6 protein-coding genes and 3 pseudogenes (1 of these 9 running past the window's edge) are annotated in these 6,527 nt (G+C 61.5%); 2 read left to right on the forward strand and 7 right to left on the reverse strand.

Annotated elements, in window-relative coordinates:
* Window positions 1-622, forward strand: a pseudogene (locus A2Z13_02730) (hypothetical protein).
* A gap of 607 nt (window positions 623-1,229) precedes the next feature.
* Here the strand turns inward: A2Z13_02730 and A2Z13_02735 are convergent.
* The 3 genes and pseudogenes from A2Z13_02735 to A2Z13_02745 form a co-directional block, all read right to left on the reverse strand.
* Window positions 1,230-1,724: a hypothetical protein gene (locus A2Z13_02735; GenBank protein ID OGP78791.1), complete on the reverse strand. Its 495-nt coding sequence runs from the start codon at window positions 1,722-1,724 to the stop codon at window positions 1,230-1,232.
* Window positions 1,721-2,695 carry a hypothetical protein gene (locus tag A2Z13_02740; protein ID OGP78792.1) on the reverse strand — a complete coding sequence of 325 codons (975 nt, stop codon included), beginning with the start codon at window positions 2,693-2,695 and terminating at the stop codon, window positions 1,721-1,723. Before A2Z13_02740 ends, A2Z13_02735 begins: the two co-directional genes overlap by 4 nt.
* Window positions 2,696-2,738: 43 nt before the next feature.
* Window positions 2,739-3,691: pseudogene (locus tag A2Z13_02745) on the reverse strand (hypothetical protein).
* Between the two features lie 267 nt (window positions 3,692-3,958).
* Between A2Z13_02745 and A2Z13_02750 the strand changes: the two are divergent.
* A complete protein-coding gene (locus A2Z13_02750) occupies window positions 3,959-5,044 on the forward strand; it encodes a branched chain amino acid aminotransferase (protein ID OGP78793.1) in 1,086 nt (361 codons plus the stop codon).
* Here A2Z13_02750 and A2Z13_02755 read toward each other — a convergent pair.
* The 4 genes and pseudogenes from A2Z13_02755 to A2Z13_02770 form a co-directional block, all read right to left on the reverse strand.
* Complete coding sequence (locus A2Z13_02755) at window positions 5,041-5,346, reverse strand: YggU family protein (protein ID OGP78794.1); 306 nt, start codon at window positions 5,344-5,346, stop codon at window positions 5,041-5,043. The two genes, A2Z13_02750 and A2Z13_02755, sit on opposite strands and share 4 nt — an antisense overlap.
* Window positions 5,343-5,666 carry a hypothetical protein gene (locus A2Z13_02760; GenBank protein ID OGP78795.1) on the reverse strand — a complete coding sequence of 108 codons (324 nt, stop codon included), beginning with the start codon at window positions 5,664-5,666 and terminating at the stop codon, window positions 5,343-5,345. Before A2Z13_02760 ends, A2Z13_02755 begins: the two co-directional genes overlap by 4 nt.
* A gap of 11 nt (window positions 5,667-5,677) precedes the next feature.
* Window positions 5,678-6,484, reverse strand: coding sequence for a pyrroline-5-carboxylate reductase (locus tag A2Z13_02765; protein ID OGP78796.1), 807 nt, complete (start codon window positions 6,482-6,484; stop codon window positions 5,678-5,680).
* Window positions 6,481-6,527, reverse strand: a pseudogene (locus tag A2Z13_02770) (YggS family pyridoxal phosphate enzyme); it runs 661 nt beyond the window's last position. The gene A2Z13_02765 and the pseudogene A2Z13_02770 overlap by 4 nt, the downstream one beginning before the upstream one ends.

Genomic DNA, 6,527 nt, shown 5'->3' on the forward strand with positions numbered 1-6,527 from the left:
CGTCGGTTATTCCGGCGCGACAGATAGCGACCCGAAAAACTACCTCCTGCTCAAGCTGGGAGCGTATTCGCCGCAACACGACGACCTCGATTATTTCGACAAGGGATTCAATGGTGAATTTTATTACGGCAGATACTTCCATAAAAATTTCGCGTCCGAGATCGGGGTCGGTTATTTCAAAAGCAACGGGAGAAGATCGTTTTCAGTCACCTCGCCGATCCCCGGCGCAACCGCGACCGAATTGCTGGAGGATTCACTCAAGGTGATCGATATTCTGTATACGATCAAGGGGATTCTGCCCATCGGAAGGCTCGAGCTGTTCGCGGGCCCCGGGATCGGCCTCTACTTCGCAAAGGTGAATTCCGTAGCAACCACCACCACGGTGGTTCCTCTTCTCGGGACCGTCGTCACGAAGGAGTCCGGCGACGATCTAAAGAATGCCTTCGGATTCCACGTCTTGGCCGGCGCGAACTTCAACATCACCAAGGAATGGTTTATAGGCGTCGAGGGGAAGTACTTCTGGGCGAAGACCGACAAGACCCTTGAGCCCATCGCCGCTGGCTTCTTCGGATCCCACTTGGACGGGCTGGTAGGAACGGCTTCAATGGGATGGCGATTCTGAATGTAATTTAACCGGTTAATCTTTCGCATGATTGGAACGCGATTCAGCATTAAAAATCTTTGTAATCGCAATCATGTCCCCGAAGTTGTAACCACGGTGCAGGATCCCTTGCGGAAAACCGACCATGGTTGAATTTCCCCATGCGCCGTGCCATTCCGGCGTCGGGGACGAAGGCATGTTGAAGAAATACTCCTGGCAATTCCTCCTGGTCCTGGCCGAGGCGTGATCCACGATCGGGGCCAGGTTTTTCCGATTCGAACTCCCGCGGTCCGTAGCGCTTCCGACGGCGCATCCCAGGGCCGGTGGATCCAGCGGGACGGCAACCTTGCCAGTTCCGGCACCCAGCGGCGCACGTAGGTCCCTTCGGGATCAAACTTTTTACCTTGGATTACGGGATTGAAGATTCGGAAAAAAGGGGCCGCGTCCGCCCCGCATCCCGCCGTCCAATGCCACCCGAACGTGTTGTTCGCAAGGTCCGCGTCCGTCAACGTTTCCAGGAACCAGCTTTGCCCTCCCCGGCTCAGGGCCATCCGGAGGGCCTGGTTGTCCGCGAGTCTCAGGTCCCTGCGGAACCAGACGATCGCGACCTTCCGATCCCGCGAGGAGGTCATGATCTTCCCTTCGTATCGTCGCGAGGGACGGTCAGCCTCCCGAACGTCTCTTCGAGGAATCGCCTCCGGAAGGAGAAGATCCCGTCAAGTTGCCGTCGAACGAACTCCCCGCCGAAAATTCTTCCCGCCGGGCCGAAGGGGAGGGCGTAATGGACGAGGTCTTCCACCGCGGTTCCTCCTTCAACCTCGCGGAAGTGGTGCTGATGATGCCAGAACCGGTAAGGGCCGAAACGCTGCTCGTCCACGAACAGTCTGGGTTCCAGGACGTGTGTGATTTCGGTCACCCAGCGGACCGGGATGCCGGGAAAAACCCGGATCGTGTACGTCACGAGCATCCCGGGGTGCATTCGCGAAGGAATGTCGGACGTGATCTCGATTCCCAGGGAGGGCGGAGTGATCCGTTCGAGGTTCCGGGGATCCGAGAAGAAATTCCAGGCCTCCGAAACGGAAACGGGGAGATGACACAGGGTATGGATGCTGTCCAGCTTCATGCCAGGGCTTTACCGGCCCACTCGGGGTCCCCCGGAAGGATTTTCGCCTCCTCCCGCCCGCCGGTTTCCTCGGCCCCGCCCGTTTCCGATGAAAGGGGTCGTCTTCCGGGGATCGCAGCGCGGATGGCACTGCGGCAATCCAGGAGCTCCACCGGGACGAGCCGCCGGATCCGGTCTTCGCCGCAGACGAGCCGGCTGCTCAACCCTTCCGCCAATGGCCTGGCGAGGGAGGCAGGAGCGGGGGTCACCAGGTCGATCCAGTAGGAACTCAAACGGGGGGTCAACACCGGGACCGGGATGATCCACCTCTTCCGGAGACCGGCCTCCTCCGCGTAGAGGTCCATGAGACGCCTGTAGGAAACCACCTCCGGGCCCCCGATGTCGAAGGTCCCGCCCGCAGTCGCAGGGACTTCGAGGACCCCGACGAGGTAGTCGAGGACGTTCCGGATCGCAATCGGCTGGGATTCCGTGCCGACCCACCGGGGCGTGATCATTACGGGAAGCCGGTCGACGAGATAATGCAAGATTTCGTACGAGCCGCTTCCCCCGCCGATGATCATTGCTGCCCGAAGAATGGTCACCGGGACCTTACCGCGCGCGAGGATCTCTCCCACTTCGATGCGGGACCGGAGGTGTTCGCTGATTCCCGCGCCGGGATCCCCCAGTCCCCCCAGATAGATGATCCGCTCCACGCCCTCGAGTTCGGCGGCCCGGGCCATGTTTTTCGCCCCTTCCCGGTCGGCATGGGAGAAGTCCTGCTGCCCGGGATCCATGGAGTGGACCAGGTAGTAGACGGCTGAACAACCCGCGCAGGCTTCCCGGAGCATGGGAAGGTCCAGAACATCGCAGGTGATCAGTTCGACGCCTGGGTCCCGGGAAAAGGGGCGGGTCAGAAGTTTTTGCCGGCTTCGCCCGGCGGCGCGAACGGGAAAACCGCGTCTCCGCAGGCGGGCGACGAGCCGGGCTCCCACGTAGCCGGTCGCTCCGGTGACGAGAACGGGTTTCCTCCCTTCGTTATACATGGTTCCGGAGCATCAGCTCGACAGGATGGGGGTTGAGGAATACCTGCCGTTTCAGGTAGGGCACGTCGTATTTGCGGACATGGTGCAGGATCAGCGTAACGGGCACGACCAGCGGGATCAGGCGATTCCTGTACCGGCCGATCACCTCAAGCAGTTCCTGCTTTTCATCGGATGTAAGGAACTGCCGGAAGTGTCCCATCATGTGCATGAGCACGTCGGCGCATTTGGCGGGAGTGGTCCGGAGCCGCAGCGCCTCCATGAGAAGGTGCAGGTAGCGCCTGTAAAGCTCCTCGAGAGGGAGTTCCTTCGCATGGGCCACCAGTTGCCCATCTCGGCGTACCTGGTCCTCCCGTGCGTGAGGATGAGAAGTTTGTGGTCGGTGTGGAACTCCACGAGACTCCCTCGGGATTTGCCCTGTCGGATCCGGTCGCGAAGCCGCCGCAGGGTAAACACGCGCTCGACGAACATTTCCCGCAAGACAGGATCCTGGAGCCGGCCTTCCTCCTCCACGGGGATCAAGGGGAAATGATCCATGAAGGCCTTCGTGAACATTCCGGCTCCGACTTTCGCCGGAATTCCGGTCTCGCCGTAGACCTTGACGCGCTCCATCCCGGAGCTCGGCGAGTCTTTCTTGCAAATATAGCCGCACAGGTCCAGACCCTCGAGGTCCTGCAATTTCCTGCGAATCCAGCCCTGCATTTTCCCGGTGTGATCCAGGCCTGTTTTCGAGGTGACCAGGCGCGGATCGGCGGGATCCCCCGCAAGGCGCATCGCTTCCCGAGGAGTCTGAAGCCCGCATTCCACCTCGGGGCAGACCGGGACATACTCGACGAACCGCCCCAGGGTTTCCACGAGAAACGAATCGCGCTTGTGGCCGCCGTCGTACCGGACCTTTTCGCCGAGCAGGCAGGAGCTGACGAGGATCCGGATCGGTCCGTCCGGCATATCGGTTCGGATCATCGCTCACCTGCCCTCAGGATTCCGAATCGAATATTCCAATACATTGATATCCAGGTTAAGGGCATTTTAACTATATAGTTTAAACGCTCACCGAGGTTCAAAAGGTTCATTGGCATGTGAATGATCCTTTGGGATATTTTTTCAATCGGGGGAAAAGGGGACTCGATTGACGTTGCGAGGTGCTTATGGCATTCATATTGCCTTATCCAATATCCGTGGTCGCGTCGGGTGAGCGGGTTATTTGACAGGGAGATGAGCAGCACGATGGAAATCGCAAATCACTTCGTAACGCCAGCGCAGAAAAAACCGAGGCCGTCGGATGACTCGGCCCTGGGGTTCGGGCAAATATTTTCCGACCACATGTTCCGCATGGAGTACTCGCAGGATAAGGGGTGGCACGGCGCAAGCATAGTGCCGTACGGACCGATCGCCCTGGACCCCGCCTCCATGGTGCTGCATTACGGCCAGGAAATCTTCGAGGGGCTGAAGGCCTACCGTGGCCACGGCGGGACGATCTGCCTCTTCCGCCCGCTCATGAACTTCGATCGTTTGAACCGGTCGGCCGGCCGCCTGTGCATGCCCGGGATTCCAACGGAGGACCAACTGCGGGCCGTTTCCGCTCTCGTGAGTGCCGACAGGGACTGGATCCCCGCGTCCCGAGGCACGTCGCTCTATGTCCGTCCCGCGATGATCGCCACGGAGGCGGGCTTGGGCGTACGGCCTTCGGCGGAGTACCTGTTCTTCATCATCACCGGCCCCGTCGGGAACTATTACGCCCGGGGGTTCGAGCCGGTGCGCATCCTGGTGGAGCAGCGGTACGTCCGCGCGGCGAACGGCGGGCTGGGCGAAGCCAAGACGAGTGCCAACTACGCGGCGAGTCTTCTGGCGGCGAAAAAGGCGAAAGAGAAGGGATACGACCAGGTGCTGTGGTTGGACGCCGGCCGGCTGGGTCAGGTCGAAGAGGTCGGCACGATGAACATCTTCTTCGTCATCGGAGAAGAACTCGTAACCCCCCCGCTTTCCGGATCGATCCTGCCCGGCATCACCCGGGACTCCGTCCTGCGGATCGCTCGCGACTGGGGGTGGAAAGTGTCCGAGAGGTCCATCAACATGGGGGAGGTGACAAAGACCTTCCATGATGGGTCCTTGCGCGAGATTTTCGGAACAGGAACCGCCGCGGTCATCTCCCCCGTGGGAACCTTGAGCTACAACGGCAAGGAGTTCAACATCAACGGAGGCCGGGTGGGAGAGATGTCACGTAAACTGTTCGACGAGATCACAGGCATTCAATACGGAGAGATCCCGGACCGGTACGGCTGGGTGCACAACGTGGATTAGCGCAAGGAGGCCGCCTGATCCGGAGGCTGCTCAAGACCGAGACGCCGGAAAATCTCCTCCCTTGACATGCCGTGGATGCGCACGACCTTGTGTCGCGTGCGCTGGCCGGCAAGGAGCTCCACCTGCCCGCACGGGACGCCGAGAGCCCGCGAGAGAAACCGCACGAGGGCCTCGTTCGCCCGGTTCTCGACGGCCGGAGCCTTCAGTCGGATCCGGACGGCATCACCTGCAATCCCCGCCACTTCCTCCCTCGCGGAGCGGGGCAGCACCCGGACGGAGAACGCGGCCGACGTCCCGGTCACCGGGCGACGAACGAAAGCCAGACCGAAATCGAGTGGAACAGCCGGTCGATGACCATCTGAAGGAACCAGATGATGAGGATGGCCACCATGGGGGAGAAATCGACGCTCCCCGCCATCAGCGGGAACTTCCGGCGCAGGAAGGACAGGACCGGCTCCGTGATCGAGTAGAGTCCCCGGACGATGGGGTTGTACGGATCGGGGCTCACCCAGGAAAGCAACGCCCGGATGATCAGCACCCAGATGTAGGCTCCCAGGACGTAGTGGAGGATGATCCCGAGCGGCTCCAGGATGACTCTCAGCAAATCCTGAATGACGATCATTGTCCTTCACCTCAAGTTGAAAGTTCCCTGCACCGCTGCCATGCGGCGAACACCGCGTCCATCACCGCCCCGCGAAAGGCCCCCCGTTCCAGCGCCGCGATCCCCGCTGCCGTCGTGCCGCCGGGCGAGGTGACCAGGTCCTTCAGCTGCCCCGGGTGCCTTCCCGATTCCCGCACCATCCTCGCGGCTCCTTCGACGGTAGAGGCCGCCAGGAGGTTGGCCTCCTCCCGCCCCATCCCGCTGCGGACCGCCCCGTCGGCCAGCGCCTCGATGAAGAGGAAGGCATAGGCGGGGCCGGAGCCCGACAGCGCCGTCACCACGTCCAGGATCTCCTCGCGCGAGAATTCGGCCACGGTACCGAAAGAGGAGAAGATCTTGAGGGTCCGCGCCTTCTGATCTTCCTTGACGCCCGCTGCAAAAAAGAGGCCGGTGCTTCCCATCCCCACCTGCGCCGGAGTGTTCGGCATGGCGCGCACCACGCTGCTTCCCTTCCCGAGGGCATCCAGGAAAACCCGGGTCTTGACCCCCGCCGCGATCGAAATGAACAGTTTTCCCCTGCCCGCGTTACCGGCCATCTTCCGGAGCACCTCGGGGATCGTCTGCGGCTTCACGGCGAACACGATCGTCTCGCTCCCTCGCACCAGGTCCTGGAGCCCGGGCGAAACGGAGACGCCGAACCGCTTTCGAAGCTCCTCCGTCCGCCCGGCACGGATGTCCAGCACGAACAGCTTTTCGGGCGGCAGCAGTTTCGCTGCGAGGATCCCCCGGATCATCGCCTCCGCCATGTTCCCGGCCCCGATGAACCCCAAACCCTTCATCCAGCCCTCCTTGCGCGGCTCCCGAAGATGGCGGTCCCCACGC

It is taken from the genome of Deltaproteobacteria bacterium RBG_16_64_85, from assembly GCA_001798885.1.
GTDB lineage: Bacteria > Desulfobacterota > Deferrimicrobia > Deferrimicrobiales > Deferrimicrobiaceae > FEB-35.

Excerpts from the sequence above, each read along its gene's own strand:
- A2Z13_02735 (OGP78791.1), bottom strand. The coding sequence starts at position 1,724 with ATGAAGCTGGACAGCATCCATACCCTGTGTCATCTCCCCGTTTCCGTT.
- A2Z13_02750 (OGP78793.1), top strand. The coding sequence starts at position 3,959 with ATGAGCAGCACGATGGAAATCGCAAATCACTTCGTAACGCCAGCGCAG.
- A2Z13_02760 (OGP78795.1), bottom strand. The coding sequence starts at position 5,666 with ATGATCGTCATTCAGGATTTGCTGAGAGTCATCCTGGAGCCGCTCGGG.
- A2Z13_02765 (OGP78796.1), bottom strand. The coding sequence starts at position 6,484 with ATGAAGGGTTTGGGGTTCATCGGGGCCGGGAACATGGCGGAGGCGATG.